Raw genomic sequence first — 3,992 nt, 5'->3', positions numbered from 1 at the left:
GTCGACGGCAGCTGGTCACGGGCCAAGCGGACCGACTTCCTGCTCGAGAATTACAGCGGCACCGGCTACAACCAGTCGGGTGTCAAGGACATCATCCGCATCACGGCGAACCCCAACGGGACGTTCGATATCGTCCCGACGCTCGATTACGGCAATCCCGCCAATTTGGTCCTGACCGACCCGCGCGGGTGGGGCTATAACGGGACGCAGACGGTGGTCCAGTCGGGCTTCCTCAACCAGCCGCGGTTCAAGGACGACCTCAAGGCGCTCCGGGCCAGCCTCGGCGGCGAATTGGGTGGCGGGTTGAAGAGCTGGGAAGTCGGCGCGAATTACTCACGTCGCTCGAAGGATGCGCTCTACAAGAGCTTCTTCCTGTGCCCGAAGGACGCCAACCCGAGCTGCACGCTGACCAGCGGCCAGATTACCTCGGCGCCGATCCCGGCGGCGGCGGTCGTCGGCACGGTGCCGCTGGCCTATCTCGGCGTGCCGCGGATGATCGCGCTGAACCCGAACTATCTCTACGCCAACGCCTATAATGCCGAGTTCGACAATCGTCCGGACTCGCTGGCGCGCGATTACAATGTCACTGAAAAGGTGCTGACCGGCTATGCCCAGGTCAACATCGATGCCGATCTCGGCGCGGTGCCGGTGACCGGCGCGCTCGGCGTGCAGGTGGTGCACACCAAGCAGACGTCGACCGGTCGGATCGCCAGCCTGCAGACCATCGCCGGCGTGCCGACGGTGGTGCTTGCACCGGCCAAGGGCAGTTCCAGCTACACCGATGTGCTGCCCAGTCTGGCGCTGTCGTTCAACATTGCGCACAATACGTTTCTGAAGACCGGCGTATCGAAGACGATGATCCGTCCGCGCCTCGACCAGGAGCGGGTGACTCAGAATGTCGGCATCGACTTCAGCAAGCTGTCGGGGACGACGGCGGCCAACAGCGCCTTCAGTTCCTCCGGCGGCAACCCGGCGCTCCAGCCGTACCGCTCGTTCAACGTCGACGGTTCGCTCGAGCATTATTTCGCCAAGTCGGGCTACGTCGCCTTGAGCGGTTATTACAAGAAGCTGACGAAGTTCGTCGATCCCAACAACTCGACCACCTATGACTTCGCCTCGCTCGCTGCCAACCTGCCGGCCAGCATCCGCAGTCAGATCGGCACGACCCTGGGTCGCCTGTCGCTTCCGGCGAATACCGGACGAGGCTATATCCTGGGCCAGGAAGCAACGCTGTCGCTGCCATTCAGCAACTTCACCTCGGCGCTCGACGGGCTCGGCATCTTCACCAGCATCAGCCATGTGAAGAGCCGGGTACGCTACGCCAATAGCCCGAGTGCGATCACCATCCCGGGCCAGTCGAAGTGGGTCGGCACCGCGGAAGCCTATTTCGAGAAGAGCGGGTTCCAGGCGCGGGTGAGCTATCGCTATCGCTCGAAGTTCCTGGCTGAGATCGCCGGCCTGTCGGCCAACCCGGAATATCGCACGTCGAAGGCGGAAGGCATTCTCGATGCGCAAATCGGGTATGAATTCCAGAAGGGCACCATGCTTCAGGGGCTTTCGGTCCTGCTGCAGGCGAAGAACCTGACCGACCGCCCGTTCGTCACCTATGACGGTAACGATCCGCGCCTGGTTCGCGATTATCAGCACTATGGCCGCGACTATTACCTCGGCCTTGCGTACAAGTTCTGATCAACGTCAGGGGGCGGCCGCGTGCCGCCCCCTCCGCGTTTTGAGCGGTCAGGAAGATCAGTGAATCAGGACTGTCGCCCAAGCCATATCGTCATTGCCGGCGGCGGCACCGCCGGATGGATGGCGGCGGCGATTCTGTCGTCGTTCGTCCACAGCGGCACTCGCGTGACTCTGGTCGAGTCCGACGAGATCGGGACGGTCGGGGTGGGCGAGGCGACGATCCCGCAGATCAACCTCTATAATCAGGCGCTGGGGATCGACGAAGACACCTTCGTCCGCGAGACTCAGGCGACCTACAAGCTGGGCATCGAATTCGTCGACTGGCACCACTTGGGATCGCGTTACATGCACGCGTTCGGCGAAGTGGGCCGCGATATCGGCATCGTCCCGTTCCAGCATTACTGGCGCCGCGCGCGCTCGCTCGGATTGGCGGAGGAACTCGGCCATTATTCACTCAACGAGATCGCCGCGCGCGCGGGCCGGATGCAGCGTGGCCCGCTCAAGACGACCGATGTCGTCCCGCCAATGCCCTATGCGTTCCATTTCGACGCGATGCTCTACGCCGCCTTCCTGCGCCGCTTCGCCGAAGCGCGCGGGGTGATGCGGGTCGAAGGGCGGATCGGAACCGTGACTCGCGACGGCGAAGGCGGCGACGTCACCGGCCTGACGATCGAAGACGGGCGGATGGTCGCGGGCGATTTGTTCATCGACTGCTCGGGGTTTCGCGGGCTGCTGATCGAGGGCGCGCTGGCGACCGGCTACGACGACTGGTCGAATTTCCTGCCGTGCAACCGGGCGATGGCGGTGCCCTGCGCCAGCGGCGGCGGGCTGACCCCCTATACGCGATCGACGGCGCGCGCCGCCGGCTGGCAATGGCGCATCCCGCTGCAGCATCGCATCGGCAACGGCTATGTCCATTGCGACGCCTTCACCAGCGAGGAGGAAGTGCGCGACACGCTGCTCGCCAACCTCGACGGGGCGCCGCAGGCCGAGCCGCGAATGCTGCGGTTCACGACGGGCAAGCGCCGCAAATTCTGGAATCGCAACGTCATCGCATTGGGGCTCGCCTCGGGGTTTATGGAGCCGCTCGAATCGACCAGCATCCACCTTATCCAGTCGGGCCTGTCGCGGCTGCTCAAGATGATGCCGGAGCGCGACGGATCGGCGCGGGTCGCGGATGAATATAATCGCCAGACCACGCTCGAATATGACGCGATCCGCGATTTCCTGGTACTTCATTACAAGGCGACCGAGCGTGACGACACGCCCTTCTGGCGGCACTGCGCGGCGATGCCGGTACCCGACAGCCTGGCGCACAAGATCGAGCTGTTCCGCGAGGCGGGCCATATCTTCCGCGCTGCGGACGATCTATTCACCGAGGTCGGCTGGTTGCAGGTATTGGTCGGGCAGGGAGTAATACCGCAGCGTCACCACCCGCTGGTCGACGCGATCGAGCCAGACGATTTGAAAAGCTATATGGAAACCTGGGAGGCGCTGATGCAGCGCGAGGCGATGCAGATGCCGACGCACGAGCAATTTCTGGCACGCCACGGCGCGGCGCTCGCGGCATGATTATACCGGCAATCCTCCTAGCCGCAGCGGCGCTGGCCACGGCACCGGTCGCCGATTCTCGCGCGCGGCTGCCGCAGGACGAGGTGATCTATTTCCTGTTGCCGGACCGGTTCGAGAATGGCGATGCGCGCAATGATCGCGGCGGTCTGAAGGGCGGGCGGCTGACGACCGGGTTCGATCCCACGCACAAGGGGTTCTATCATGGTGGCGACCTCAAGGGGCTGACCAGGCGGCTGCCCTATATCCAATCGCTCGGCGCGACGGCGGTATGGCTGTCGCCGGTGTTCGTCAACAAGCCGGTGCAGGGCGCGCCCGGGGCGGAGACGGCGGGCTATCACGGTTACTGGATCACCGACTTCACCCGGGTCGATCCTCATCTCGGGAGCAACGCCGACTTCAAGGCGATGGTCGACGCAGCGCACGCACGCGGGATGAAAGTCTATATGGACATCATCGCCAACCACACCGCCGACGTCATCCGCTACAAGGAGTGCGCGTGGCAGCAGCCGTGTGCCTATCGCAGCCGAGCCGACACTCCGTACCAGCGCAAGGGCGGCGTTAAGGGCGGGGCGATCAATGCCGGGTTCGCGGGCGACCAGGACGGCAGCGCGGCGAATTTCGTGAAGCTGACCGATCCCGGCTTCGCCTACACGCCGTTCGTGCCGGCGGCGGAGGTTCATGCCAAGACGCCGGTGTGGCTCAACGACCCGATCTATTATCACAACCGCGGG

General features: G+C 64.1%; 3 protein-coding genes. All 3 read left to right on the top strand.

What is annotated here, in order from left to right; translation table 11 throughout:
* Positions 1-1,689, top strand: a 1,689-nt coding sequence (locus RMN84_RS07170; RefSeq protein WP_309611497.1) for an outer membrane beta-barrel protein, incomplete at its 5' end; no start/stop codon positions are given.
* A gap of 60 nt (positions 1,690-1,749) precedes the next feature.
* Positions 1,750-3,261, top strand: a complete 1,512-nt coding sequence (locus tag RMN84_RS07165) for a tryptophan 7-halogenase (RefSeq protein ID WP_309611496.1) — start codon at positions 1,750-1,752, stop codon at positions 3,259-3,261.
* Positions 3,258-3,992, top strand: a 735-nt coding sequence (locus RMN84_RS07160; RefSeq protein ID WP_309611495.1) for an alpha-amylase family glycosyl hydrolase, incomplete at its 3' end; no start/stop codon positions are given. The genes RMN84_RS07165 and RMN84_RS07160, both read left to right, overlap by 4 nt.

The sequence above is a fragment of the Sphingomonas sp. genome, from assembly GCF_031380695.1.
GTDB lineage: Bacteria > Pseudomonadota > Alphaproteobacteria > Sphingomonadales > Sphingomonadaceae > Sphingomicrobium.
Note: the sequence above shows the minus strand (reverse complement) of the source record. Positions and strands in the feature narration are given on the sequence as shown.